This window comes from Pseudoroseomonas cervicalis ATCC 49957, from assembly GCF_000164635.1.
In the GTDB taxonomy this organism is placed as follows: domain Bacteria; phylum Pseudomonadota; class Alphaproteobacteria; order Acetobacterales; family Acetobacteraceae; genus Pseudoroseomonas; species Pseudoroseomonas cervicalis.
This window is the reverse complement of record NZ_GG770779.1, coordinates 158,278-182,025: the sequence shown is the minus strand read 5'-3', so window position 1 is coordinate 182,025 and position 23,748 is coordinate 158,278. Positions and strand designations below refer to the sequence as shown.

Below are 23,748 nucleotides of genomic sequence, written 5' to 3'. Positions count from 1 at the left end.
TGTCTTTCCGTCTTGTCTGGGGAGGCGGAGCCTCCCCAGGCTTACTTCACCTCGGTGATGAACTGGCCGCGCGGCCGGCGCACCTTCTTCATCGGCAGCAGCCAATCCTTGTCCGCCTCGCGATAGCCCAGCGGCAGGATCACCACCGAGCGCAGGCCGCGCGCGCGCAGGCCCAGGATCTCGTCCAGCGCCGCCGGGTCGAAGCCCTCCATCGGCGTCGAGTCCACCTCCTCCTCGGCCGCCGCGGCCAGGGCGAAGCCCAGCGCGATATAGGCCTGGCGCGCCGCGTGCTCGAAATTCTCCTTCGGGTCGCGGCCGGGGTAGTTGGCCAGCAGGCGCTGGCGGTAATTCTCCAGCCCCTCGTTGAAGCCGCGCTCGGCCACGATCTGGTCGTAGACGGCGTTGATCCGCTCGGCCGTGTAGTTGTCCCAGGCGGCGAAGACCAGCAGGTGCGAGCCCTCGGTCACCTGGCTCTGGTTCCAGGCGATGGCCTGGATCTTCTGGCGGATCTCGGGGTTGGTCACCACCAGCAGCTCGAAGGGCTGCAGCCCGCTGGAGGTCGGCGCCAGGGCAATGGCCTGCAGGATCCGCTCCAGCTTCTCCGCCGGGACGGATTTGCTGGGGTCCATCTTCTTGGTGGCATAGCGCCAGGTGAGCGTGTCGAGCAGCATGGCTGCGGCATCCATCATAAGAATTGCCACCCGGCTCCCCGGACGGATCGGTTCACACAATGGGTGCGGCGCAGCAAAGCCGCAAGGGCCTCAGCGGGGCGCCTCGCGCGGCCAGTCCAGGCAGGAGCGGATCAGCGGCGCGCAGAGCGCGTCCGGCGCGGCGGGCAGGTTCTTGTCGCCGCTGAAGCCCACCCGGGTGACGCGGGCGTCGATCAGCTCGAAGGTGGCGCGGCAATAGCCGGCCGCGCCGGTCAGGTTCAGCGCGCCCACCACCGGCAGGTTCAGGTTCAGCCCGCTGCCCGAGCCGCCGCCCAGCTCATAGGTCATCATCTCCCGCACCACGTCGATCTGCTCCCGCTTGCTGGGGAAGCCGGCGCAGAGGAACAGATCGGCGCGGCTGAGGCCGACCAGGCTGCTGCGCGATTGCTGCACCTGTTCGGACGCCTCCATGGCGCAGCCGCCCAGGGCGAGCAGGGAGAGAACCAGAGCGGGAATCGGGCGGGAGCGGCGCATGCGCCTCCTTTCGGTGCCTGAACGCGAAAAGCCGGGGGAGTTCCCTCCCCCGGCTCGGTCCCACGGTCAATGCAACAGCCCCGGAGCAGTTGCGCCCCCGGAAGGGGCGCGCCCGCTCCGTCAGGCCACGGCGTCGTTCAGGTGGCAGGCGCTCTTGTGGCCCGGCGCGACCTCGCGCAGCGCCGGCCGCTCGACGCGGCAGCGCTCCATGGCGTGCGGGCAGCGCGGGTGGAAGTGGCAGCCCGGCGGCGGGTTCAGCGGCGAGGGGATCTCGCCCTTGATGCCGGCGAAGCTCTTCTTGCGCGCCTCGATCCGCGGCACCTCGGCCAGCAGGGCCTGGGTGTAGGGATGGTTGGCGCGGGCGAAGATCTCCTCGGCCGGCGCCTCCTCGACCACCCGGCCCAGATACATGATCACCACGCGGTCGGAGAGATGCTCCACCACGCCGAGGTCATGGCTGATGAACAGGTAGGTGAGGTTCAGCTCCTGCCGCAGCTCCATGAACAGGTTCAGGATCTGCGCCTGGATCGACACGTCGAGCGCGGCCACCGCCTCGTCGCAGACGATGAACTCCGGCTGCACGGCCAGCGCGCGGGCGATGCCGATGCGCTGCCGCTGCCCGCCCGAGAACTGGTGCGGATAGCGGCGCTTGAAGGCCGGGTCGAGCCCGGCGCGGCGCATCTGGTTGTCGACATAGGCGTCCCACTCGGCGCGGCGGGTCAGGCCGTGCACCAGCGGCGCCTCGCCCACGATGTCGGCCACCCGCATGCGCGGGTTCAGGCTGGCATAGGGGTCCTGGAAGATCATCTGGGTCTGCAGCTTGGCGCTGCGCGCCTCGGCGCCGTGCAGGCTGTCGAGGCGCTTGCCATGCCAGAAGATCTCGCCGCCCGAGGCCGGCATGATGCCGGCCACCATGCGGCCGAGGGTGGACTTGCCGCAGCCCGACTCGCCCACCAGCCCGACCACCTCGCCCTTGCGGACGACGAGGTCGACGCCGTCGACGGCGTGCACCGTCTCCTCCTTCACCGGGGCGCCGAGCTTCTGGGCGATGCGGCCGGCGAAGTCGAGCTTCTTGGAGAAGCGCTTGGAGACGCCCTTCAGCTCGATGATCGGCGCCGCGGCCTCACCCGCCGCCACGGAGGCGGCGGAACGGACGGTGCTGGTCGCGCTCATGCGTGGGCTCCCTCGGCGGCCGCGCCCTGGGCCACCTGATGCGGATGGAAGCAGCGCGCCAGGCGGCCCGGCAGCAGCTCGGACAGCGCCGGATCGCGCGCGCAATCGGCCTCGGCCTTCGGGCAGCGGGTGCGGAAGGCGCAGCCCGGCGGCAGGCTCAGCAGCGAGGGCGTCATGCCCGGGATCTGCCGCAGCTTCTCGCCCCGCTTGTTGCGGCTGGGGACGGAGCCGATCAGGCCATGGGTGTAGGGATGCAGCGGCTGGTCCAGCACCTCGCTGACCGGGCCGCGCTCGACCACGCGGCCGGCATACATGACCGCGATGTCGTCGGCGAGGCCGGCGACGACCGAGAGGTCATGCGTCACCCAGATCATGGCGGTGCCGGTCTGCTCGCAGAGCTTCTGCACCTCGGCCAGGATCTGCGCCTGGATCGTCACGTCGAGCGCGGTGGTCGGCTCGTCCGCGACGATCAGCTCCGGGCGGTGCAGCAGCGCGATGGCGATGGCCACGCGCTGGCGCATGCCGCCCGAGAACTGGTGCGGGTAGCTCTTCAGCCGCTCGTCCGGGGAGGGGATGCCCACCATGCCCAGCGTGTCGCGGGCGCGCTGGCGGGCCTCCTCCTTGCTGACCTTGGAATGGGCCAGGACCGTCTCGATCATCTGCGTGTCGACCCGGAGCACCGGGTTCAGCGTCATCATCGGGTCCTGGAAGATCATGGCGATGCGGTTGCCGCGCAGCTGCCGCATCTCCTCCTCCGACAGCTTCGCCAGGTTCTGCCCGTGGAACAGGATCTCGCCGCCGACGATGCGGCCCGGCGCGTCCACCAGGCCGAGGATGGAGAAGCCCGTCACCGTCTTGCCGGAGCCGGACTCGCCCACCAGGCCGAGCACCTTGCCGCGGCCGACGGTGAAGGAGACGCCGTCCACCGCCTTCACCACGCCGGCGCGGGTGAAGAAGTGGGTCTGCAGGTTGCGCACCTCCAGCGTCGGTGCGGCGGCGCTGGCGGCGACGTTGTTGGTCTCGGCCATGCCGTCCCTCACTTCTTCAGTCGCGGATTGAGCACGTCGCGCAGCTGGTCGCCCACCAGGTTGATGGAGACGATGGTCACCAGCAGGGCGATGCCCGGGTAGAAGCTGATCCAGTACTTGCCGGACAGCATGTACTCGTAGCCGTTCGAGATCAGCAGGCCGAGCGAGGGCTCGGTGATCGGCACGCCGAGGCCGAGGAAGGACAGGGTGGCTTCCAGCGCGATGGCGCGGGCGATCTGCATGGTGCCGACGACGATCAGCGGCGGCATGCAGTTCGGCAGCAGGTGGCGGAAGATGACGCGGCGCGTCGGCAGCGCCAGGCACTGCGCCGCCTCGATGTATTCGCGCCGCCGCTCGACCAGGGCGGTGCCGCGCACGGTGCGGGCGTAGTAGGCCCATTCGACGATCACCAGGGCGAGCACGACGTTGAAGATGCCCTTGCCCAGGAAGGCCAGGATCATCAGCGCCGCCAGGATCGACGGGAAGGAGAGCTGCAGGTCGACGAGCCGCATGATGACCGTGTCGGTCCGCCCGCCGGCATAGGCCGCGAGCAGGCCGAGCGAGGCGCCGACGGCGCAGGCGATGATGGCCGAGCCCACGCCCACCATCAGCGAGATGCGCAGCCCGTACATGATGCCGGAGAGCATGTCGCGCCCCTGGTCATCGGTGCCGAGCCAGTAGGTCATGGTGTCGTCGCCATTGCGGCTGCCCGGCTCCAGCCGGCCATCCATGATGTCGAGCTGCGCCAGGTCGTAGGGGTTCTGCGGCGACAGCCAGGGCGCGAAGATGGCGACCAGGGCGATGATCGTGATGACGATCAGCCCGGCCAGCGCCAGCTTGCTCTCGCAGAATTCGGAGACGAAGCGGCGGAACGGCGTCTCGACCTTGGGCGCCTTGGCGGGCGCCGCGTTCTGGGCGGTGGTCGCGCTCATCTCACTTGTTCTCCAGCCGCACCCGCGGATCCAGCGCCGAATAGGCGATGTCGACCAGCAGGTTGATGGTGATGAACATCAGCACGATGATCATCAGGTAGGCGACGATCACCGGGCGGTCGAGCACGTTGATGCTGTCGATGATCAGCTTGCCCATGCCCGGCCAGGCGAAGACGCTCTCGGTCACCACCGAGAAGGCGATGGTGGAGCCGAGCTCCAGCCCGACCACGGTGACGACCGGGATCAGGATGTTCTTGAACACGTGCACATAGGTCACGCGCGCCGGGGACAGGCCCTTGGCGCGGGCGAACTTCACGTAGTCCATCAGCATCGTCTCGCGCACGCCGGCGCGGGTCAGGCGGATCACCAGGCTGATCTTGAACAGCGCCAGGTTCAGCGCCGGCATCGCCAGGTGGCGCAGCCCGTCCCAGGTCAGGAAGGACCAGCGCATGCCCAGCACCTCGACCGTCGGGCCGCGGCCCGTCGAGGGCAGCCAGCCCAGCTGCACGGCGAAGATCATGATCAGCATCAGCCCGACCCAGAAGGTGGGCAGCGAGAAGCCGAGGATGGAGCCGGCCATGATGGTCTTGGCGCCGGCGGAGTTCGGCTTGAGCCCGGCATAGAGGCCGAGCGGCAGGCCGATCAGCAGGGCGATGAACATGGCGCCGAAGGCCAGTTCCAGCGTCGCCGGCATGCGCTGCAGGATCAGCTGCAGGGCGGGCTCGTTGAACACGAAGCTGCGGCCGAGATCGCCGCGCAGCGCGTTGCCCAGGAAGGACAGGTACTGCATCCACAGCGGCAGATCGAGGCCGAGCGCCTTGATGGCGCGCTCGCGCTCGATCTGGTCGGCATCCGGGGAGATCAGGATCTCGACCGGGTCGCCGATGGCATAGACGCCGATGAAGACGATGACCGACATCGCCAGCATGACAAGGACCGACTGCAGCAGCCGGCGAAGAAGATAAACACCCATGGATCAGCGCGCCTGGTTGCTCGCGGGACGGACATCCTGCGCGCGGGTCAGCTCGTCGGCGCGGGAATCATGCACCAGCGTCGGCCGCATCGCCCACAGGTTCTTCTGGATATGGATCGGGATGATACCGACATCCTCCATGGCAATCCGCGTGGCGTCGCGCAGCAGCGCCTCGCGCCGGGTGTCGTCCAGCTCGCGCAGCGCGGCCTCGAGCCTGGAATCCACCTCGGGGTTGGAATAGCGGCCGCGATTGGAGGTGCCGAAGCCCTTGTCGCGGTCGAAGGTCGCCACCAGCGAGCGCAGCGGGTTCGACGCCTCGCCCGAGGAGCTGCCCCAGCCGACCAGGAAGGCGGAGAGCTCCTGCCGGCCGGCGCGGCTGATGAAGGTGGTCCAGGGCTGGGCGTCCACCGCCGTGCGCACGCCGATGCGGGTCCACATCTGGCCGATCGCCTGCACGATGCGGGCATCGTTCATGTAGCGGTCGTTCGGGCCGGAGAGGGTGATGCGGAAGCCGTTCGGGTAGCCGGCCTCGGCCAGCAGGCGCTTCGCCGCATCGGCATCGGTGCGCGGCGCGGCGAGGTCGGGGATGGCGCCGAAGGCGGTGGGCGGCAGGAACTGGCCGGAGGGCATCGAGGTGCCCTCCATCACGCGCTGCGCGATGGCCGGGCGGTCGATCGCCATGGACAGCGCCCGGCGCACCCGCACGTCGCGCAGCGGGTTGCGCTGCATCGGCTTGCCGTCGGCATCCTGGATCTGCGGCGAGCCCTCCGGGTGGAGATGGTCGAGCGCCAGGAAGATGATGCGCAGCCCGTCCTTCTCGGCCACCCGCACCCGCTCGTTGCGGCGCAGGCTGGCGAGGTCGGAGGTCGGCACCTGGTCGATGAAGTCGACATCGCCGGCCAGCAGCGCCGCGGTGCGCGAGGCGTCGTTCGGCAGGATGCGGTAGCTGACGCGCTGCCAGTGCGGCTTGTCGCCCCAATAGGCGTCGTTGCGCTCGAGCTCGAGCCGGTCGCCGGAGCGGAAGCTCACATGGCGGAACGGGCCGGTGCCGATGGCGACCTTGCCGCTGTTGAAATCCTCGGTGGCGGCGCCGTCATGCGTCTCCTTGTCGAGGATGGCGACCTGGCCGAGATCGTTCGGCAGCAGCGGATAGGGGGTGCGGGTGTGGAAGCGCACCGTCAGCGGGTCGACGATCTCCACCCGCTCGATGGCGCGCGTGTAGATGGCGTAGGAGGAGGGGCTGTTCACCACCTGCGGCACGCGGGCGATGGTGAAGGCAACGTCCTCGGCGGTGAAGGCGTTCCCGTTGTGGAAGCGCACATTCGGCCGCAGCTTGAATTCCCAGACCGTCTCGGCCACCGGCTTCCAGCTCTCCGCCAGGCCCGGCTCCAGCCGGGATTCGGAATCGAACTGCGTCAGCGTGTCGAAGATCATGGTGGCCACCGCCAGATTCGGCGACAGCGCGTGGTAGTGGGGGTCGAGCGAGGTGACCTGCGCCCCCACCGCCATGGTCAGGCTTTGTGCGCGGGCATGCGAGACGCCAAGCAGCGCCAACGCCGAAACGGCGGCCATTGCGGCCGCCCGCAAGCTTTTGATCATGATAACCGTCCCCCGGGAGGCTCAAGCCCCTTCACGCGCGAGTGTAGCAGGAGCGCCCTCCTGTCGCTAGGTTGCGCATCCCCAGTCACCGGGAAAGAGAAATCGAGAATGAGCCGAAAACTATCGCTCTGCGCTACCCTGGCGCTGGCGCCCCTGGCTTTGTCCGCTCTGCACGCTCCGGCTTCGGCACAAGTGCTGAATATCGGCATTGGTGGCGCCATCACTTCGGCCGACCCGCTCTTCTACAATGCCGGCCCGAACAACGCCCTGGCGATGCATGTCTTCGAGTATCTGATCGGCCGCGACGACAAGGCGCAGCCCTATCCGCAGCTGGCCGAGAGCTGGCGCGCGGTCGAGCCCACCGTGTGGGAGTTCAAGCTGCGCCCGGGCGTGAAGTGGCATGACGGCCGCGACTTCACCGCCGAGGATGTCGCCTTCTCCATCGCCCGCGCGCCCAACGTGCCGAACAGCCCGGGCGGCTTCGGCGGCTTCGTCCGCGCCATCACCCGCGTCGAGGTGGTGGACCCGCTGACCATCCGCCTGCACACCGCCCGCCCGCACCCCGTGCTGCCGATCGAGCTGAGCTCGGTCGCCATCGTCGCCAAGCACAGCACCGAGAATGCCGGGACCGAGGATTTCAACAACGGCCGCGCCGCGATCGGCACCGGCCCCTACCGGCTGCGCGCCTTCCGCCCCGGCGACCGCGCCGAGCTGGCCCGCAACGAGACCTACTGGGGCGGCGCCGAGCCCTGGGCCCAGGTGCATTACCGCATGATCCCGAATGATGGCGGCCGCACCGCGGCGCTGCTGGCGGGGGATGTGGACGTGATCGACCAGGTGCCGTCGACCGACCTGCCGCGGCTGCGCCGCGAGAGCCGGGTGACGCTGGCCGAGATCCCGGGCGTGCGGCTGATCTACCTGTTCCCCGACTATTCGCGCGAGGGCGAGGTGCCCTTCGTCACCGACAATGCCGGCAAGCCGCTGCCGCAGAACCCGTTCCGCGACCTGCGGGTGCGCCAGGCGCTGTCCATGGCGATCCAGCGCGACGCGCTGTCCGAGCGGGTGATGGAGGGCACGGCCCAGCCGACCGGCCAGTGGCTGCCGGAAGGCACCTTCGGCTACAACCCGGATGTCCGCCCGCCGGCCTTCGACGCCGCCCGCGCCCGCGCGCTGCTGGCCGAGGCCGGCTATCCGCAGGGCTTCCGCCTGACGCTGCACAGCCCGAACGACCGCTACCCGAATGATTCCAAGGTCGCCCAGGCGATCGCGCAGATGTGGACCCGCATCGGCGTGCAGACCCAGGTGGACGCGCTGCCCTGGGCCAGCTTCTCGGCCCGCAACGCGCGGCAGGAATTCGCCATCCGCCTGCTCGGCTGGGGCAGCGTGACGGGCGAGGCCTCCTACACGCTGGTCAACGTGCTCTCGACCGTCAATCGCGAGCGGCGCATGGGCGCCAACAACAACGGCCACTACAGCAACCCGGCGCTGGACGCGCTGACCGAGCGCGCCACCGGCACCATCGACGATGCCGAGCGCGCGGCGCTGCTGCGCGAGGGCGTGAAGATGGCGATGGATGACGTGGCCATCATCCCGGTGTTCCAGCTGGTCAACACCTGGGCGATGCGCCGCGGCCTGACGCTGACGCCGCGCATGGATGAGCGCACCGTCGCCGCCGGCATCCGCGCCACCCCGTAAGGGGCGGAACCGGCCGGGGGTGGCGCCGCCGCCCCCGGCCTTTTTTCATGGCCGCCGGCTCAGACGGTGAACTGCTCGGCGATGATGCGCTCGGACAGGCCGTGGTCGGGGTCGAACAGCATGGTCATGCGCAAGCTCCGGTCCTCGCGCACCTCGACCGAGCGGATGTCGCGCACCTCGACATTGTCGGCCACCGCCGCGACGGGGCGCTTCTGCGGCTCCAGGATCTGGAACATCACCACCGCGTCCGAGGGCAGCAGCGCGCCGCGCCAGCGACGCGGCCGGAAGGCGGAGATCGGCGTCAGCGGCAGCAGATTGGCTCCCAGCGGCACGATCGGCCCATAGGCGGAGAGGTTGTAGGCGGTGCTGCCGGCGGGGGTGGCGACCAGGATACCGTCGCAGATCAGCTCCTCCAGCCGCACCTTGCCATCGACCAGGATGCGGATCTTGGCGGCCTGGCGCGTCTCGCGCAGCAGCGAGACCTCGTTGATCGCCAGCGCCTCGCGCAGCGCGCCGGTGGAATCCAGGGCGCGCATGCGCAAGGGGTGCAGCGTCGCCGCCTGGGCGGCGGAGAGGCGGCCCAGCAGGTCATCCTCGTGGAAGGCGTTCATCAGGAAGCCGACGCTGCCGCAATTCATGCCATAGACCGGCATGTTGCGGCCGAGGAAGCGGTGCTGCGTCTCCAGCATGAAGCCGTCGCCGCCCAGCGCCACGATCACCGCCGCCTCCTCCGGCACGGCCTGGCCGTGGAGCGCCACGAAGCGGTCGCGCGCCAGCTCCGCCACCTCGGTCGGCGCCGCCAGGAAGGCGATGCGGCCCTGCAGGTCGGCGGGCAGGTCGGGCCCCTCCCCCAGCCCGCCGGGGCCGAGCAGTGCGGCCGTCATGGCAGGGCGGCGGGGCGGTGGGCTGCGGTGCGGCGCATGCGGGGCTCCCTCGCGCTGGTGGCGGCATCAAGCCCGCCCGGGCGCCGCAGGGCAAGGGGGGGGGGGTGCAAACGGAAACGGGGCGGATGGTTGCCCATCCGCCCCGTTCGCGAACTCTGCCGTGGCAGGCTGCGGCTTACGCCGCGTCCTGCTGGCCCTCGGTCTCCACGACGGGCTTCGGACCGCTGTCCTGGCCCTTGGCCGCCACATCGCGCTCCACCAGCTCGATCACCGCCATGTCGGCGGCGTCGCCATAGCGGATGCCGGCCTTCAGCACGCGGGTGTAGCCACCCTGGCGCGCCTTGTAGCGCTCCGCGATGGTGCTGAAGAGCTTGTCCACGATCTTCGGATCGCGGATCTGCGCATAGGCCTGGCGACGCGCGTGCAGGTCACCGCGCTTGCCCAGGGTGATGATGCGCTCCACATAGGGGCGCAGCTCCTTGGCCTTGGGCAGGGTGGTGGTGATCTGCTCGTGCTTCAGCAGGCTGGTCGCCATGTTGCGGAGCATGGCGAGGCGGTGGGACGACGTGACGCCGAGCTTCCGGCCGGCAACACCGTGACGCATTGGTCTATTCCTTCAGGTGGCCGAAAATCAGAACGGCTCTTCGATCTTCTTGGCGAGGTCCTCGATATTCTCGGGCGGCCAGCCGGGCACGGTCATGCCCAGCGACAGACCCATGGAAGCGAGGACTTCCTTGATCTCGTTCAGCGACTTGCGGCCGAAGTTCGGAGTGCGGAGCATCTCCTGCTCCGTCTTCTGCACCAGGTCGCCGATATAGACGATGTTGTCGTTCTTCAGGCAGTTGGCGCTGCGGACCGACAGTTCCAGCTCGTCCACCTTGCGCAGCAGGTTGCGGTTGAAGGGCAGGTCGTCCTGCACCTCTTCCACCTTGCGCTCGCGCGGCTCATCGAAGTTGATGAAGAGCTGGAGCTGGTCCTGCAGGATGCGGGCGGCCAGCGCCACCGCATCCTCCGGGGCCACCGTGCCATCCGTCTCCACCGTCAGCACCAGCTTGTCGTAGTCGGTGCGCTGACCGACGCGGGTCGGCTGCACCTGATACGCCACGCGGCGGACGGGCGAGTAGATGGCATCCACCGGGATCAGCCCGATCGGGGCGTCTTCCGGACGGTTCTCGGAGGCCGGGACATAGCCCTTGCCCACATCGACGGTCAGCTCCATCGACAGCTTGGCGCCGTCGTCGAGCGTGCAGATGACCAGCTCCGGATTGGCGATCTCGATATCGCCGGTGGTCTGGATCTGCCCCGCCGTCACCTCGCCAGGGCCGGTCGCGGTGAGCTGCAGGCGCTTCGGCCCCTCGCTCTGCATCCGGATGGCCAGGCGCTTGATGTTCAGGACGATGTCGGTGACATCCTCCCGCACACCCTGCAGGCTGGAGAACTCATGCAGCGCCCCGTCGATGCGGATGGCGGTGACGGCCGCCCCCTGCAGCGAGGAGAGCAGCACGCGCCGCAGCGCATTGCCGAGGGTCATACCGAAGCCGCGCTCGAGCGGCTCCGCGACCACCACCGCGACGCGCGAGGGGTCGGCCCCGGGCTCGACATCGAGCTTTTCGGGACGGATCAGGGAACGCCAGTTGCGCTCGAGCACTTCGGTTTCTCCTGCAGCCTCGCCTCAGACCCGACGCCGCTTGCGCGGACGGCAGCCATTGTGCGGGATCGGGGTCACGTCCTTGATCGCCGTCACGTAGAAGCCGACGGCCTGCAGGGCGCGCAGCGCGGACTCGCGGCCCGAGCCGGGACCGGAGACCATGATCTCCAGCGTCTCCATGCCGTGCTCGCGGGCCTTGCGGCCGGCGTCTTCCGCGGCCACCTGGGCGGCGTAGGGGGTCGACTTGCGGCTGCCCTTGAAGCCCTGGCTGCCGGCCGAGGACCACGCGATGGCGTTGCCCTGGCTGTCGGTGATGGTGACGATGGTGTTGTTGAAGGAGGCGAGGACGTGGGCCACGCCGGACGCAATATTCTTGCGCTCCTTCTTGCGGGGACGACCGCTGGGCTGACGGGCCATCTTACTTCGTCACCTTCTTCTTGCCGGCAATCGCCACGGCCTTGCCCTTGCGCGTGCGGGCATTGGTATGGGTGCGCTGGCCGCGAACGGGCAGACCCTTGCGGTGACGCAGGCCACGGTAGCAGGCCATGTCCATCAGGCGCTTGATGTTCATCGCGTTCTCGCGACGCAGATCGCCCTCGACCCGGTACTCGCGATCGATCAGCTCGCGGATCTTGAGGATTTCCTCATCCGTCAGCTGGTTGACGCGGCGATCCTCGGGGATGCCGAGCTGCTCGCAGATCACCTTCGCATTCGCCGGACCGATGCCGTAAATGTAGCGAAGGGAAATGAGAACGCGCTTGTTGGTGGGAATGTTCACGCCTGCAATGCGTGCCATCGGTTCCTGCTCCTGAGGCCCCTGTGGGCCCCCGTTCGTACCGGCGAATGCGACCGGCGAGGTGATCGTCGCGCCCGGCTTCGTAGTGAATCGGATGCAACCGTCCACGCGGCCGAGGAAGACCCCGCCCGCGAGAGGCGCGGGTTTAACGAGCAAGCGCCCCGGGAGTCAAGGCCGCCCGGCCCCGGTTGCCGGATCCGCACAAAAAAACCCGCGGCCGGGCGGCCGCGGGTCGTTCCGGGTGCGGCGGGGGCCGGCTCAGCCGCCCAGCGCCGCCTCGATCTGGCGGGCCACCTCGTCCATCGAGGCCATGCCATCCACCTGGGTCAGCTTGCCCTGCGCCGCGTAGTAGGGCAGCAGCGGCGCCGTCTGGCGGTGATAGGCCTCGAGCCTCGCCGCCACCGTCTCCGCCTTGTCGTCGGCGCGGCGGACGAACTCGGTGCCGCCGCAGGCGTCGCAGACGCCCGGCACGGCGGTCGGCTTGAAGCTGTCATGGTAGCCGGCGCCGCAGCTGGCGCAGGTGAAGCGGCCGGCGATGCGCTCGACCAGCGCCGCGTCGTCCACCTTCAGCTCGACCACATGGTCGAGCTGAAGGCCCTTCTCCCTCAGCATGACATCCAGCGCCTCGGCCTGCGGCGTGGTGCGCGGGAAGCCGTCCAGGATGAAGCCGCGGGCGCAATCGGGCTGCGAGACCCGGTTGGCCAGCATGGCGGTGATGATGGCATCGGGCACCAGGCCGCCCTGCTCCATGATCGCCTTGGCCTGGCGGCCGATCTCGCTGCCGCTCTTCACCTCGGCCCGCAGCATGTCCCCGGTGGAGATCTGCGCGATGCCGTGGCGCTCCTCCAGCCGCTTGGCCTGGGTGCCCTTGCCGGCCCCCGGGGGCCCCAGAAGTATCAGGTTCATCAGCGCCCGCCCCGCGACCGATCACGCGTCATGTGCATCCCCTTACCGCAGCCGCGGCGCGCCGCCGCGGCCGCCGCCACCACCCATCCGGGCCTTGCGAATCAGCCCCTCATACTGGTGGGCGAACAGATGAGACTGCACTTGCGCCACGGTGTCCATCGTGACGGAGACGATGATCAGCAGGGAGGTGCCGCCGAAGTAGAAGGGCACGCCATACTGGCTGATCAGCAGCTCGGGCAGCAGGCAGACGATGCAGAGATAGATCGCGCCCACCGCCGTCAGCCGCGTCAGCACCCGGTCGAGATAGTCCGAGGTCGCCTGGCCCGGGCGGATGCCGGGGACGAAGCCGCCATGCTTCTTCAGGTTGTCCGCCGTCTCGGTCGGGTTGAACACGACGGCGGTGTAGAAGAAGGCGAAGAAGATGATCAGCGCGACATAGAGCGCCATGTAGAGCGGCTGCCCATGCGCCAGCGCCGTGGTCACGGTGCTGAGGAAGCCCTCCGACTGGCCGCCGGAGAAGCCGGCGAAGGTGGCCGGCAGCAGCAGCAGCGAGGAGGCGAAGATCGGCGGGATGACGCCCGCGGTGTTCAGCTTCAGCGGCAGGTGGGTGTTCTCGCCGCCGAACATGCGGTTGCCGACCTGGCGCTTCGGATACTGGATCGGGATGCGGCGCTGGGCGCGCTCCACGAACACCACGAAGCCGATGACCGCCAGCGCGATCAGCATGAAGGCCACGATGAACACGGGCGACAGCGCGCCGGTGCGGCCCAGCTCCAGCGTCGCCACCAGGGCGGAGGGCACATTGGCCACGATGCCGGCGAAGATGATCAGGCTGATGCCGTTGCCGATGCCGCGCGCCGTGATCTGCTCGCCGATCCACATCAGGAACAGCGTGCCGCCGACGAGCGTGGTGACGCAGGAGATGCGGAAGAACAGCCCCGCCTCGTACACCGCCGGGCCGAAGCTGCCCTGCATCTGCTCCAGCCCCACGGCGATGCCATAGGCCTGGAAGACGGCGATCAGCACCGTCAGGTAGCGGGTGTACTGGTTGAGCTTCTTGCGCCCGGATTCACCCTCCTTCTTGAGGGCCTCCAGCGTCGGCACGGCCGCGGTCATCAGCTGGATGATGATGCTGGCCGAGATGTAGGGCATGATGTTCAGCGCGAACACCGTCATGCGCCCGAGGGCGCCGCCGGTGAACATGTCGAACATGCCGAGGATGCCGCTGCCGTGCTGGCGCAGGATCTCGGCCATGACCGAGGCATCCACCCCGGGGACCGGAATGTAGGTGCCGATACGGTAGACGATCAGCGCGGCCAGCGTGAACCAGATGCGCTTCTTGAGCTCGGTCGCCTTGGCGAGCACACCGAGGTTGAGATTGGCCGCGAGCTGTTCGGCGGCGGACGCCATGAATTTCGCCCCTTCAACATGACTGCGGCGCCAGGGGACTATTCCCGCGGCGCCGCTGCCTGCCCTGAGATGCAGACCTAGCCCCCCGCACCGGGGGGGCGCAAGCCTTACGCCTCGGACGCCTCGTCCTTCTTCGCCGGGGCCAGCACCGTCACGGTGCCGCCCGCCGCTTCCACCGCCGCGATGGCGGCGGCCGAGGCGCCGGCGACCGAGACGGTCACCGCCTGCTTGATCTCACCATGCGCCAGGAGGCGGACACCCGCCACCTTGGCGCCGGTGCGGACCAGGCCGGCCGCCTCCAGCATCGCCTCGTCGATCGGCTTGCCGGCGTCGATCTTGCCGGCCTCGATCGCCGCCTGCAGGGTGCGCAGGTTCAGCGGCGCGTATTCCTTGCGGAACGGGTTGACGAAGCCGCGCTTCGGCAGGCGCCGGTAGATCGGGAGCTGACCGCCCTCGAACCCGTTCAGCGACACGCCGGTGCGCGCCTTCTGGCCCTTGACGCCGCGGCCCGAGGTCTTGCCCTTGCCGGAGCCGATGCCACGGCCGACGCGCTTGAACTTCAGGCGGGCGCCGTCGTTGTCGCGCAGCTCGTTGAGCTTCATCTTACTTCTCCGTGGTCTCGCCCACCTGGATCAGGTGAGCGACCTTGCGGATCATGCCGCGCACGGCCGGAGTGTCCTCCAGCTCGCGCGAGCGACGGATCTTGTTCAGGCCGAGCCCGATCAGCGTCTCGCGCTGGCCGGGCTTGCGGCCGATCGGGGACGCGACCTGCGTCACCCGAACGGTCTTCTTGGCCTCAGACATTCGCGGCCTCCTGCGCCGGCTCGGCGTCCTTGCGCGGACCCAGCAGGTCGGAGACCTTCTTGCCACGGCGCGAGGCAACAGCGCGCGGGCTGGTGCAGCGCGTCAGGGCGGCGAAGGTCGCCTTGACCATGTTGTGCGGGTTCGTCGTGCCGGTGCACTTGGCGACGACGTCGCCCATGCCCAGCGTCTCGAACACCGCGCGCATCGGACCACCGGCGATGATGCCGGTGCCGGCAGGCGCCGCGCGCAGGATCACGCGGCCGGCGCCGAATTCGCCGATCACATCGTGATGCAGGGTGCGGCCCTCGCGCATCGGCACCCGGACCATCGTCCGCTTGGCGCGCTCGGTCGCCTTGCGGATCGCTTCCGGGACCTCGCGCGCCTTGCCGGCGCCCCAGCCCACACGGCCCTTCTCATCGCCCACGACCACCAGCGCGGCGAAGGAGAAGCGACGGCCACCCTTCACCACCTTGGCGACGCGGTTGATGGTGACCAGCTTGTCCTTCAGCTCGTCGCCGGGCTCGCGCTCGGCGTTGCGATCGGGACCCCGGCCGCGGCGATCGCCGCGATCGCCGCCGCCGCTCCTCGGTTCACGTGCCATATTCTGTGCTCCTTAGAACGACAGCCCGCCCTCGCGGGCGCCGTCCGCCAGGGCTTTCACCCGGCCGTGATACAGGTAGGGCCCACGGTCGAACACGACCTCGGTCACACCCGCGGCCAGGGCACGCTCGGCAAGCAGCTTGCCGATGGTGGTGGCCGCGTCCTTGTCCGCGCCGGTGCGCAGGCTGTCGCGCTGCGCCTTCTCCAGCGTGGAGGCGGAGGCGAGGGTGCGCCCCGCCTTGTCGTCGATGACCTGGGCGTAGATGTGCTTGCCAGAGCGGAAGACGGAGAGCCGCGGACGGCCGCCGCTCTTGATCCGCAGCTGGTAGCGCAGGCGCGCGCGACGGCGCTGCTGCAAAGCGAGCTTGTCGGCCATCTTACTTCTTCTTCCCCTCCTTCCGGAGGATGACCTCGTCCGAATACCGCACGCCCTTGCCCTTGTAGGGCTCGGGGCCGCGATAGGCCCGGATCTCGGCGGCCACCTGGCCGACCTTCTGCTTGTCCACGCCCTCGACCTTGATGGCGGTCGGACGCTCGCAGGAGATCTTGATGCCGGCGGGGACCGGGTAGCGGATCTCGTGGCTGTAGCCGAGGCTCAGCACCAGATCATTGCCCTGCATCGCGGCGCGGTAGCCGGTGCCGGTGATTTCCATCGACTTCGAGAAGCCGGTGGAGACGCCGGTCACCATGCCGTTGATCAGGCTGCGGGTGGTGCCCCACAGCGTGCGGCTGCGACGGTCCTCGCCGAGCGGCTTGACGGCCACCTGGCTGCCTTCGACCTCGACCGCGACCGCATCGGTCAGCGCCAGCGAGAGCTCGCCGAGCTTGCCCTTGGCGGTCAGGACGTTGTCCTGCAGGGTGACGGTGACGCCCGCGGGGACGGGAACGGGGTATTTGCCGACGCGCGACATGCCTCTCCCTCCCTCAGAACACGCGGCAGAGGACCTCGCCGCCGACATTGGCAGCGCGGGCCTCGGTGTCGCTCATCACGCCACGCGGCGTGGAGAGGATGGAAATGCCAAGCCCGTTGTAGAACTTCGGCAGCTCGCGGATCTTCGAGTAGACGCGCCGGCCAGGCTTCGAGACGCGCTCGATCTCCTTGATGGCGGGCTCACCCTCGGAATACTTGAGCTCGATGTCCAGCACGGACACGCCCGGACGCACCTGCTCGGCGCGGTAGGCGCGGATATAGCCCTCGCGCTTCAGCACATCGAGGACGTCGGCGCGGAGACGGCTGGCCGGCGAGGAGACGCGCGCCTGACGGGCGCGGTGCCCGTTGCGGATGCGCGTCAGCATATCGCCCAGCGGGTCGGACAGCGACATGCGGCCCCCTTACCAGCTAGCCTTGACGAGACCCGGGATCTGGCCGTTCGAGGCCAGGTCACGGAGCGCGTTACGGCTCAGCTTGAACTTGCGGTAGTTGCCGCGCGGGCGGCCGGTCAGCTCGCAGCGCAGGCGCACGCGGACGCGCGACCCGTTGCGCGGCAGCTGGGCCAGCTTCAGCGTGGCTTCGAAGCGGTCCTCCACCGGAAGGTCACGATTCATGATCGTTTCCTTCAGGGCGGCACGCTTGGCGTTGTGCAGCTTCGAGAGGCGCTCGCGGCGCTGATTCTTCTCGACAGCCGAGGTCTTGGCCATGCGGTCTAAATCCTCCGGAACCTGCCCGGACCATCCGGGCGGTTTTCCAAACTCAGTTGACGAACGGGAGGTCGAAACCCTTCAGCAGGGCCTTGGCTTCCTTGTCCGTCTTCGCGGTCGTGACGAAGACGATGTCCATGCCACGGATCGCGTCCACCTTGTCATAGCTGATCTCGGGGAACACGATCTGCTCCTTCAGGCCGAGCGAGTAGTTCCCGCGGCCGTCGAAGCCCCTATTACCAGGAACGCCACGGAAGTCACGCATGCGCGGCAGCGCGATGGTGACCAGGCGGTCCAGGAATTCGTACATGCGCGAGCGGCGCAGGGTGACCTTGCAGCCGATCGCCTGGCCCTGGCGGATCTTGAAGCCCGCGATGGCCTTCTTCGCCAGGGTCTTCACCGGCTTCTGGCCGGCGATCATGGTCAGGTCGGCCAGCGCGGCGTCCAGCTTCTTCTGGTCGCCCGCGGCCTCACCCACGCCCATGTTGATGACGATCTTGGTCAGCTTCGGCACCTCCATCGGGTTGCCGTAGCCGAACTCCTCGATCAGCTTCTTGCGCACCGCCTCAGCATAGTGCTGCTGCAGGCGGGGCAGTTCCTTCGCCTCGCTCATGCGTCGATCACCTCGCCCGAGGCCTTGGCCACCCGGACCTTCTTGCCGTCCTCAAGCACCTTGAAGCCGACGCGGGTCGGCTTGTCGGACTTGGGGTCGATCAGCGCGACGTTGGAGAGGTGCAGCGAGGCCTCCTTCTCCACGATGCCGCCCTGCTGGCCCATGCCCTTCGGCTTGGTATGGCGCTTCACCATGTTCAGGCCCTGCACGACGGCACGGCCTTCCTCGGGCAGCACGCGCAGCACTTCGCCGCGCTTGCCCTTGTCCTTCCCCGTCAGGATCTGGACGCGGTCGCCCTTCTTGATCTTCGCGGCCATGGTTACAGGACCTCCGGCGCCAGCGAGATGATCTTCATGAACTTGCGCGCGCGCAGCTCACGAACGACCGGGCCAAAGATACGCGTGCCGATCGGCTCGTTCTGCTTGTTGATCAGAACGGCCGCGTTGCGGTCGAAGCGGATGGCGGTGCCATCCTGGCGGCGAACCGGGTAGGCGGTGCGCACGATCACCGCGCGCTGCACGTCACCCTTCTTCACCTTGCCGCGGGGAATCGCTTCCTTCACGGACACCACGATGATGTCGCCGACCGAGGCGGTGCGGCGCTTCGAGCCGCCGAGCACCTTGATGCACTGCACGCGGCGCGCACCCGAGTTGTCGGCAACCTCGAGGTTGGACTCAACGATAATCATTGGTCGTCAATCCTCAGGCCTGCGCCGCCTCGGCGGTGAAGCCGGGGGTGGTGACCGCGGCGCCATTGCGCTCGATCACCAGCCAGGTCTTCCGCTTGCTGATCGGGCGGCACTCCTCGATCGACACGACATCGCCTTCCTTGCACAGGTTGGCGTCGTCATGCGCGGCATACTTCTTGGAGCGCCGGATGAACTTCTTATAGAGCGGATGCATCACGCGACGCTCGACAAGAACCGTGACGGTCTTGTCCATCTTGTCGCTGACCACCCGCCCGGTGAGGACGCGCTTCGGCATCGGCCGGGGTCTCCTCGTCAGGCCTTGGCGGCCGAGCGGGACTGCTCGGCCAGGACGGTCTTAACACGGGCGATGTCGCGGCGCACCACCTTGATGCGGGAAACCGCCTCAAGCTGGCCCGTCGCGCGCTGGAACCGCAGGTTGAACTGCTCCTTGCGGAGATCCAGCAGCATCGTCTTCAGCTCATCCGCGGTCTTGCCGCGGATATCCACGATCTTCGTCATCGGCTCAGGCCTCCGCCGCGCCCAGGCGGGTCACGAGCTTGGTCTTGATCGGCAGCTTCGCCGCGCCGAGGGTCAGCGCCTCGCGCGCCGTCTCGAGCGAGACGCCGTCGATCTCGAACATGATGCGACCCGGCTTGACGCGGGCCACCCAGTATTCCGGCGCACCCTTGCCCGAACCCATGCGGACTTCCGCAGGCTTCGTGGACACGGGCAGGTCCGGGAAGATCCGGATCCACACGCGGCCCTGGCGCTTCATCGCGCGGGTGATCGCACGACGGGCGGCCTCGATCTGGCGGGCGGTCACCCGCTCCGGCTCAAGCGCCTTCAGGCCGAAGCCGCCGAAGGACAGGGTGAACCCGCCCTTCGCCACGCCCTTGATGCGGCCCTTGTGCGCCTTACGGAACTTCGTGCGCTTCGGGGAAAGCATGGTCTGTTATCCTCAGCGCTGCGGCGCCTGCTCCGCGGCGCGCTTGTCCTGCGCCAACGGGTCATGCGCCATGATCTCGCCCTTGAAGATCCAGACCTTCACACCGCAGGTGCCGTAGGTGGTCTTCGCGGTCGCCGTGCCATAGTCGATGTCCGCGCGGAGCGTGTGCAGGGGCACGCGGCCCTCGCGATACCACTCCATCCGGGCGATCTCGGCGCCGCCCAGGCGGCCGCCGCAATTAATCCGGATGCCGCCGGCGCCGAGGCGCATGGCGGACTGCACGGCGCGCTTCATCGCGCGGCGGAACGCCACGCGGCGCTCCAGCTGCTGCGCGATGCTCTCGGCCACCAGCTGCGCCTCGATCTCCGGCTTGCGGATCTCGACGATGTTCAGCGCCACCTCGGCCCCGGCGAGCTTCGCCAGGTCCTTGCGCAGAACCTCGATGTCGGCGCCCTTCTTGCCGATCACGACGCCCGGGCGGGCGGCGTGGATCGTCACGCGCGGCTTCTTCGCCGGGCGCTCGATGATCACCTTCGAGACGCCGGCGCCCTTCAGGCGGTCCTTCAGGGTCTTGCGCAGCTTCAGGTCATCATGCAGCAGCCGGGCATAGTCGTCGCCGGCGAACCAGCGGCTGTCCCAGGTGCGGTTGATGCCGAGCCGCAGCCCGATCGGATTGACTTTATGGCCCATATTACGCGGCCTCCTGCTGCGCCGGCTCGGCGTCGGCCTGCTTCTCGGCAACCACGATGGACAGGTGGCTGAACCACTTCTCCACCCGGGCGGCCTTGCCGCGGCCGCGCGCGTGGAAGCGCTTCATCACGATGGCGCGGCCCACTTCCACCCGCGACACGACCAGGCGGTCGACGTCGAGCTGGTGGTTGTTCTCCGCGTTCGCGATGGCGCTCTCCAGCGTCGCCTTCACGGTCTGGGCGATGCGGCGCTTGGAGAAGGTCAGGATCGCGATCGCGTCCTGCGCCTTCTTGCCCCGGATCAGCCCAGCGGCCAGGTTCAGCTTGTAGGGCGACACCCGGATGTTCCGGGTGACGGCCTTCGCCTCGGTTTCGGCGAGCGTGCGCTCGTGCTTCGGCTTGCTCATCGCTTAGCCCCGCTTCGCCTTCTTGTCCGAGGAATGCCCGGTGAAGGTCCGCGTCGGCGAGAACTCGCCGAACTTGTGACCCACCATGTTCTCGGACACCTGCACCGGGATGAACTTCTTGCCGTTGTAGACGCCGAAGGTCAGCCCGACGAACTGCGGCAGGATCGTGCTCCGGCGCGACCAGATCTTGATGATCTCGTTGCGGGTGGAGGCACGCGCCGCTTCCGCCTTGTTCAGCAGGTAGCCGTCGACGAACGGCCCCTTCCAGACACTGCGCGACATCGCGGTCAGCCCTTCGTCACGTTGCGGCGACGGACGATCAGCTTGTCCGTGCGCTTGTTGGTGCGGGTCTTGTAACCCTTGGTCGGCTTGCCCCACGGCGTGACCGGGTGACGGCCGCCCGAGGTGCGGCCTTCACCACCGCCATGCGGGTGGTCGACCGGGTTCATCACGACACCGCGCTGATGCGGCTTGCGGCCCAGCCAACGCGAGCGGCCGGCCTTGCCGATATGCTGGTTCTGGTTGTCCGGGTTGGACACCGCACCGATCGAGGCCATGCACTCGCCGCGCAGCAGGCGCAGCTCGCCCGACTGCAGCTTGACCTGGGCGTAGCCGGCATCCTTGCCGACCAGCTGGCAGAAGGTGCCAGCCGAACGCGCGATCTTGCCGCCGGCGCCGGGCTTCATCTCGATGTTGTGGATGATCGTGCCGACCGGGATCGCGCCGAGCGGCATCGCGTTGCCCGGCTTGATGTCGACCTTCTCACCCGCCACCACCGTGTCGCCGACCTTCAGGCGCTGCGGCGCGAGGATGTAGGCGAGCTCGCCATCCTCGTACTTCACCAGCGCGATGAAGGCGGTGCGGTTCGGGTCGTATTCCAGCCGCTCCACGGTGGCGGGCACGTCGAACTTGCGACGCTTGAAGTCCACCATGCGGTAGGACTGCTTGTGCCCGCCGCCCCGGAACCGGACGGTGATGCGGCCATGATTGTTGCGGCCGCCGGAGTGGCTCTTGCCCTCCGTCAGCTGCTTGACCGGCTTGCCCTTGTACAGCTCGCGACGGTCGATGAGGACCGTCCCGCGCAGGCTGGGGGTGACCGGGTTAAAGTGCTTCAGCGCCATGGCGTTAAGCGAGCCCCGTGGTGAGGTCGATGCTCTGGCCCTCGGCCAGGCGGACGACCGCCTTCTTCCAGTCGGAGCGCACGCCCTCACGGCCGCGCACCCGCTTGGTCTTGCCCTTCATGACGAGGGTGTTCACGGCGAGCACAGTCACCCCGAACAGCCCCTCGACCGAGGCCTTGATCTCCGGCTTGGTCGCCGAGAGCGGCACCTTGAAGGTGACCTGGCTCTGCTCGGCGAGGCCGGTGGCCTTCTCCGTGATGACCGGCGAGAGGATGGTCTGATACATCTTCTCGCGCGAGATCACGATGCCGGGCTTCTTGGTCGCGGTCTCGCTCATGCCAGCCGCTCCTTCAGCGCGTCGACGGCCTGGCGGGTCACCGCCAGCACGTCATGCTTCAGAATGTCGTAAACGTTCGCGCCCATGGAGGGCAGCACGTTCACGTTCTTCAGGTTGCGCACGGCGCGGCCGAAGCCGTCCTCGACCTGCGCGTCCACGACCAGCGCGCTCTTCCAGCCCAGCGCCTTGACCTTGGAGGCCATGGCGGAGGTCTTGGCGTCGGCGCCCAGCGCGGCGGTGTCGAGCACCACGAGCTTGCCCTCGGCGGCCTTCTGGCTCAGCGCGCTGATCAGGCCCAGGCGGCGGACCTTCTTGTTCAGCGAGTAGCCATGGTCGCGCACGACCGGGCCGTGCACGGCGCCACCGGTGCGGAACTGCGGCGCGCGCAGCGAGCCCTGGCGGGCATTGCCCGTGCCCTTCTGCCGGTACGGCTTCTTCGTCGTGCCGGAGACCTCGCCCATGCCCTTCACCTTGTGGGTGCCGGCACGGCGCTTGGCGAGCTGCCAGTGAACGACGCGGGCCATGATGTCGGCGCGCGGGGCGGCGGCGAACAGCGCGTCCGGGAGATCGATCTCGCCGGCCTGGCCGTTATCCAGGGTGATGACAGGAAGCTGCATGTCCTAACCCTCAGGCCACGGCCGCGGGGAACGGCGCGTCGGCATGGCGCGCGGTCTTCACCGCGTCGCGCACCAGCACATACCCGCCCTTCGCACCGGGCACCGCGCCCTTGACCAGCAGCAGACCCTTCTCGAGGTCGAAACCGGCGACCTCCAGATTCTGCGTGGTCACGCGCTCAACGCCCAGATGGCCAGCCATCTTCTTGTTCTTGAAGGTCTTGCCCGGATCCTGACGGTTGCCCGTCGAACCGTGCGACCGGTGCGAGATCGAGACGCCGTGCGTCGCCTCGAGGCCCGAGAAGTTCCAGCGCTTCATGGCGCCGGCAAACCCCTTGCCCTTCGAGGTGCCCGTCACGTCGACGATCTGGCCCTTCACGAAGTGATTCGCGGAGAGCTTCGCGCCCGGCTCCAGCATGGCGTCGGCGGCCACGCGGAACTCGACGACCTTCTTCGGCGCCTCGACACCCGCCTTGGCGAAGTGACCCTTGTTGGGCTTCGAGACGTTCTTCGGCTTGGCCAGGCCGAAGCCCAGCTGAACCGCATTGTAACCGTCCTTCTCTTCCGTGCGGGCGGCCACCACGCGCACCTGGTCCAGGTGCAGCACGGTGACGGGCACGGTCGAGCCGTCGTCGTTGAACAGCCGGGTCATGCCCAGCTTCTTCGCGATCAGGCCGGTGCGACCATTCTTCGCGGCCATGGTGTTCTACTCCCCGGCCTCAGAGCTTGATCTCGACGTCCACACCGGCCGCCAGGTCGAGCTTCATCAGCGCGTCCACGGTCTGCGGGGTGGGATCGACGATATCCAGCAGGCGCCGATGAGTCCGAATCTCGAACTGCTCACGGCTCTTCTTGTCGACATGCGGCGAGCGGTTCACGGTGAAACGCTCGATTTCCGTCGGCAGCGGGATCGGGCCGCGCACGCGCGCGCCCGTCCGCTTCGCGGTGTTGACGATCTCCCGCGTGCTGCCATCCAGCACGCGGTGATCGAACGCCTTGAGGCGGATGCGGATGTTCTGGCTGTCCATGTCCTGGCGCCTATTCTCTGCCCGCGTCCGATTAC

Annotated in this window: 36 protein-coding genes; 1 reads left to right on the top strand and 35 read right to left on the bottom strand. The window is 68.4% G+C overall.

Going from position 1 to position 23,748, the window contains the following annotated elements; all coding sequences use genetic code 11:
- Positions 1-41: 41 nt before the first annotated feature.
- From HMPREF0731_RS12155 to HMPREF0731_RS12125, 7 genes are all read right to left on the bottom strand, one after another.
- A complete protein-coding gene (locus HMPREF0731_RS12155; RefSeq protein ID WP_007004436.1) occupies positions 42-689 on the bottom strand; it encodes an NAD(P)H-dependent oxidoreductase in 648 nt (215 codons plus the stop codon).
- Between the two features lie 72 nt (positions 690-761).
- Positions 762-1,184 (bottom strand): hypothetical protein, encoded by a 423-nt coding sequence (locus HMPREF0731_RS12150; protein ID WP_007004435.1) that lies wholly within the window; start codon positions 1,182-1,184, stop codon positions 762-764.
- Positions 1,185-1,304: 120 nt separating this feature from the next.
- A complete protein-coding gene (locus HMPREF0731_RS12145) occupies positions 1,305-2,357 on the bottom strand; it encodes an ABC transporter ATP-binding protein (RefSeq protein WP_007004434.1) in 1,053 nt (350 codons plus the stop codon).
- Positions 2,354-3,385, bottom strand: coding sequence for an ABC transporter ATP-binding protein (locus HMPREF0731_RS12140; protein ID WP_007004433.1), 1,032 nt, complete (start codon positions 3,383-3,385; stop codon positions 2,354-2,356). The genes HMPREF0731_RS12145 and HMPREF0731_RS12140 overlap by 4 nt, the downstream gene beginning before the upstream one ends.
- 8 nt (positions 3,386-3,393) lie before the next feature.
- Positions 3,394-4,317 carry an ABC transporter permease gene (locus tag HMPREF0731_RS12135; protein WP_007004432.1) on the bottom strand — a complete coding sequence of 308 codons (924 nt, stop codon included), beginning with the start codon at positions 4,315-4,317 and terminating at the stop codon, positions 3,394-3,396.
- Between the two features lies 1 nt (position 4,318).
- Positions 4,319-5,290 (bottom strand): ABC transporter permease, encoded by a 972-nt coding sequence (locus HMPREF0731_RS12130; protein ID WP_007004431.1) that lies wholly within the window; start codon positions 5,288-5,290, stop codon positions 4,319-4,321.
- 3 nt (positions 5,291-5,293) lie between these two features.
- A complete protein-coding gene (locus tag HMPREF0731_RS12125; RefSeq protein ID WP_007004430.1) occupies positions 5,294-6,889 on the bottom strand; it encodes an ABC transporter substrate-binding protein in 1,596 nt (531 codons plus the stop codon).
- Between the two features lie 192 nt (positions 6,890-7,081).
- Between HMPREF0731_RS12125 and HMPREF0731_RS12120 the strand changes: the two genes are divergently transcribed.
- Positions 7,082-8,584 (top strand): ABC transporter substrate-binding protein, encoded by a 1,503-nt coding sequence (locus HMPREF0731_RS12120; RefSeq protein WP_007004429.1) that lies wholly within the window; start codon positions 7,082-7,084, stop codon positions 8,582-8,584.
- A 59-nt stretch (positions 8,585-8,643) separates the two neighbouring features.
- On the opposite strand, the gene HMPREF0731_RS12115 is transcribed toward HMPREF0731_RS12120, so the two are convergent.
- The 28 genes from HMPREF0731_RS12115 to rpsJ form a co-directional block, all read right to left on the bottom strand.
- The gene (locus HMPREF0731_RS12115) at positions 8,644-9,468 is read right to left on the bottom strand and encodes an NAD kinase (RefSeq protein WP_007004428.1); all 825 of its coding nucleotides are present in this window, start codon (positions 9,466-9,468) and stop codon (positions 8,644-8,646) included.
- A gap of 175 nt (positions 9,469-9,643) precedes the next feature.
- Complete coding sequence (rplQ, locus tag HMPREF0731_RS12110; protein WP_007004427.1) at positions 9,644-10,072, bottom strand: 50S ribosomal protein L17; 429 nt, start codon at positions 10,070-10,072, stop codon at positions 9,644-9,646.
- Between the two features lie 27 nt (positions 10,073-10,099).
- Positions 10,100-11,116: a DNA-directed RNA polymerase subunit alpha gene (locus tag HMPREF0731_RS12105; protein ID WP_007004426.1), complete on the bottom strand. Its 1,017-nt coding sequence runs from the start codon at positions 11,114-11,116 to the stop codon at positions 10,100-10,102.
- A gap of 24 nt (positions 11,117-11,140) precedes the next feature.
- Positions 11,141-11,533: a 30S ribosomal protein S11 gene (gene rpsK / locus HMPREF0731_RS12100; RefSeq protein WP_040613074.1), complete on the bottom strand. Its 393-nt coding sequence runs from the start codon at positions 11,531-11,533 to the stop codon at positions 11,141-11,143.
- A gap of 1 nt (position 11,534) precedes the next feature.
- The gene (gene rpsM, locus HMPREF0731_RS12095; protein WP_040613072.1) at positions 11,535-11,912 is read right to left on the bottom strand and encodes a 30S ribosomal protein S13; all 378 of its coding nucleotides are present in this window, start codon (positions 11,910-11,912) and stop codon (positions 11,535-11,537) included.
- A gap of 258 nt (positions 11,913-12,170) precedes the next feature.
- The gene (locus tag HMPREF0731_RS12090; RefSeq protein ID WP_007004423.1) at positions 12,171-12,818 is read right to left on the bottom strand and encodes an adenylate kinase; all 648 of its coding nucleotides are present in this window, start codon (positions 12,816-12,818) and stop codon (positions 12,171-12,173) included.
- 42 nt (positions 12,819-12,860) lie between these two features.
- Positions 12,861-14,228, bottom strand: coding sequence for a preprotein translocase subunit SecY (gene secY, locus HMPREF0731_RS12085; RefSeq protein ID WP_007004422.1), 1,368 nt, complete (start codon positions 14,226-14,228; stop codon positions 12,861-12,863).
- A gap of 107 nt (positions 14,229-14,335) precedes the next feature.
- Complete coding sequence (gene rplO / locus HMPREF0731_RS12080) at positions 14,336-14,830, bottom strand: 50S ribosomal protein L15 (RefSeq protein WP_007004421.1); 495 nt, start codon at positions 14,828-14,830, stop codon at positions 14,336-14,338.
- Between the two features lies 1 nt (position 14,831).
- The gene (gene rpmD, locus HMPREF0731_RS12075) at positions 14,832-15,032 is read right to left on the bottom strand and encodes a 50S ribosomal protein L30 (protein WP_007004420.1); all 201 of its coding nucleotides are present in this window, start codon (positions 15,030-15,032) and stop codon (positions 14,832-14,834) included.
- Complete coding sequence (gene rpsE / locus HMPREF0731_RS12070; protein WP_007004419.1) at positions 15,025-15,633, bottom strand: 30S ribosomal protein S5; 609 nt, start codon at positions 15,631-15,633, stop codon at positions 15,025-15,027. Before rpsE ends, rpmD begins: the two co-directional genes overlap by 8 nt.
- 12 nt (positions 15,634-15,645) lie before the next feature.
- Positions 15,646-16,008, bottom strand: coding sequence for a 50S ribosomal protein L18 (gene rplR / locus HMPREF0731_RS12065; RefSeq protein WP_007004418.1), 363 nt, complete (start codon positions 16,006-16,008; stop codon positions 15,646-15,648).
- 1 nt (position 16,009) lies between these two features.
- Positions 16,010-16,543 carry a 50S ribosomal protein L6 gene (gene rplF / locus HMPREF0731_RS12060; RefSeq protein ID WP_007004417.1) on the bottom strand — a complete coding sequence of 178 codons (534 nt, stop codon included), beginning with the start codon at positions 16,541-16,543 and terminating at the stop codon, positions 16,010-16,012.
- 13 nt (positions 16,544-16,556) lie between these two features.
- Positions 16,557-16,955 carry a 30S ribosomal protein S8 gene (gene rpsH, locus HMPREF0731_RS12055; protein ID WP_007004416.1) on the bottom strand — a complete coding sequence of 133 codons (399 nt, stop codon included), beginning with the start codon at positions 16,953-16,955 and terminating at the stop codon, positions 16,557-16,559.
- A gap of 9 nt (positions 16,956-16,964) precedes the next feature.
- Complete coding sequence (rpsN, locus tag HMPREF0731_RS12050; RefSeq protein WP_007004415.1) at positions 16,965-17,270, bottom strand: 30S ribosomal protein S14; 306 nt, start codon at positions 17,268-17,270, stop codon at positions 16,965-16,967.
- A gap of 52 nt (positions 17,271-17,322) precedes the next feature.
- Complete coding sequence (gene rplE / locus HMPREF0731_RS12045) at positions 17,323-17,883, bottom strand: 50S ribosomal protein L5 (protein ID WP_007004414.1); 561 nt, start codon at positions 17,881-17,883, stop codon at positions 17,323-17,325.
- Positions 17,880-18,200 (bottom strand): 50S ribosomal protein L24, encoded by a 321-nt coding sequence (gene rplX, locus HMPREF0731_RS12040; protein WP_007004413.1) that lies wholly within the window; start codon positions 18,198-18,200, stop codon positions 17,880-17,882. The genes rplE and rplX overlap by 4 nt, the downstream gene beginning before the upstream one ends.
- Positions 18,201-18,202: 2 nt before the next feature.
- A complete protein-coding gene (gene rplN / locus HMPREF0731_RS12035; protein WP_007004412.1) occupies positions 18,203-18,571 on the bottom strand; it encodes a 50S ribosomal protein L14 in 369 nt (122 codons plus the stop codon).
- Positions 18,572-18,584: 13 nt separating this feature from the next.
- Positions 18,585-18,866: a 30S ribosomal protein S17 gene (gene rpsQ / locus HMPREF0731_RS12030; protein WP_007004411.1), complete on the bottom strand. Its 282-nt coding sequence runs from the start codon at positions 18,864-18,866 to the stop codon at positions 18,585-18,587.
- 17 nt (positions 18,867-18,883) lie between these two features.
- Positions 18,884-19,090, bottom strand: a complete 207-nt coding sequence (rpmC, locus tag HMPREF0731_RS12025; protein WP_007004410.1) for a 50S ribosomal protein L29 — start codon at positions 19,088-19,090, stop codon at positions 18,884-18,886.
- A gap of 4 nt (positions 19,091-19,094) precedes the next feature.
- On the bottom strand, positions 19,095-19,517 hold the full coding sequence (gene rplP, locus HMPREF0731_RS12020) for a 50S ribosomal protein L16 (protein ID WP_007004409.1): 423 nt from the start codon (positions 19,515-19,517) through the stop codon (positions 19,095-19,097).
- Between the two features lie 12 nt (positions 19,518-19,529).
- Complete coding sequence (gene rpsC, locus HMPREF0731_RS12015; RefSeq protein WP_007004408.1) at positions 19,530-20,207, bottom strand: 30S ribosomal protein S3; 678 nt, start codon at positions 20,205-20,207, stop codon at positions 19,530-19,532.
- Position 20,208: 1 nt separating this feature from the next.
- Entirely contained in the window at positions 20,209-20,613 is a 405-nt protein-coding gene (rplV, locus tag HMPREF0731_RS12010; RefSeq protein ID WP_007004407.1) for a 50S ribosomal protein L22, read from the bottom strand.
- A 3-nt stretch (positions 20,614-20,616) separates the two neighbouring features.
- A complete protein-coding gene (gene rpsS, locus HMPREF0731_RS12005; RefSeq protein ID WP_007004406.1) occupies positions 20,617-20,895 on the bottom strand; it encodes a 30S ribosomal protein S19 in 279 nt (92 codons plus the stop codon).
- Between the two features lie 5 nt (positions 20,896-20,900).
- The gene (gene rplB, locus HMPREF0731_RS12000; protein ID WP_007004405.1) at positions 20,901-21,734 is read right to left on the bottom strand and encodes a 50S ribosomal protein L2; all 834 of its coding nucleotides are present in this window, start codon (positions 21,732-21,734) and stop codon (positions 20,901-20,903) included.
- Positions 21,735-21,738: 4 nt separating this feature from the next.
- Complete coding sequence (locus HMPREF0731_RS11995) at positions 21,739-22,035, bottom strand: 50S ribosomal protein L23 (RefSeq protein ID WP_420493608.1); 297 nt, start codon at positions 22,033-22,035, stop codon at positions 21,739-21,741.
- Between the two features lie 32 nt (positions 22,036-22,067).
- The gene (gene rplD, locus HMPREF0731_RS11990) at positions 22,068-22,688 is read right to left on the bottom strand and encodes a 50S ribosomal protein L4 (RefSeq protein WP_007004403.1); all 621 of its coding nucleotides are present in this window, start codon (positions 22,686-22,688) and stop codon (positions 22,068-22,070) included.
- A gap of 10 nt (positions 22,689-22,698) precedes the next feature.
- Positions 22,699-23,385 carry a 50S ribosomal protein L3 gene (rplC, locus tag HMPREF0731_RS11985; protein ID WP_007004402.1) on the bottom strand — a complete coding sequence of 229 codons (687 nt, stop codon included), beginning with the start codon at positions 23,383-23,385 and terminating at the stop codon, positions 22,699-22,701.
- A gap of 19 nt (positions 23,386-23,404) precedes the next feature.
- A complete protein-coding gene (rpsJ, locus tag HMPREF0731_RS11980; protein ID WP_007004401.1) occupies positions 23,405-23,713 on the bottom strand; it encodes a 30S ribosomal protein S10 in 309 nt (102 codons plus the stop codon).
- Positions 23,714-23,748 lie beyond the last annotated feature (35 nt).